Source organism: Pseudoalteromonas sp. P1-26, assembly GCF_001401795.1.
GTDB lineage: Bacteria > Pseudomonadota > Gammaproteobacteria > Enterobacterales > Alteromonadaceae > Pseudoalteromonas.
Map to the genome: position 1 here is coordinate 1 of NZ_LKDX01000137.1, position 518 is coordinate 518.

At 45.6% G+C, this 518-nt stretch carries 1 protein-coding gene and 3 tRNA genes; all 4 read left to right on the forward strand.

The features are described 5' to 3' along the window. Positions 1-85 (forward strand) — tRNA-Tyr (locus AN394_RS21265). A 44-nt stretch (positions 86-129) separates the two neighbouring features. Further along, positions 130-204, forward strand: a tRNA-Gly gene (locus tag AN394_RS21270). Positions 205-217: 13 nt separating this feature from the next. After that, a tRNA-Thr gene (locus AN394_RS21275) sits at positions 218-293 on the forward strand. Between the two features lie 136 nt (positions 294-429). Continuing rightward, the coding region (locus AN394_RS21835; RefSeq protein WP_233997923.1) for a GTP-binding protein at positions 430-518 on the forward strand (89 nt) is incomplete at its 3' end.

A 518-nucleotide genomic window follows, 5' to 3' on the forward strand; every position in this document is an offset into this window, starting at 1 on the left:
GGAGGGGTTCCCGAGCGGCCAAAGGGATCAGACTGTAAATCTGACGGCTCAGCCTTCGCTGGTTCGAATCCAGCTCCCTCCACCACTTTATTCTTGACGGTTAGAGGTAGTTTAAGAACAGGTTCCTATGCGGGCATCGTATAATGGCTATTACCTCAGCCTTCCAAGCTGATGATGCGGGTTCGATTCCCGCTGCCCGCTCCAGACTTCTGGTGTTGCTGATATAGCTCAGTTGGTAGAGCGCACCCTTGGTAAGGGTGAGGTCGGCAGTTCAAATCTGCCTATCAGCACCAGTATCGAGAACTCATCTTAATTTCTTCCTTTATCTGTCAGAAAAAACTATTTGAAATTTGAAAAAATTAAATTAATCTACCCTCGGTGGATTATTTTCATATGTAATCTAGATACACAAAACTGATAGGTTCCGTCATGGCAAAAGAAAAGTTTGAACGCGTAAAACCGCACGTAAACGTTGGTACAATCGGCCACGTTGACCACGGTAAAACAACTCTAACAGC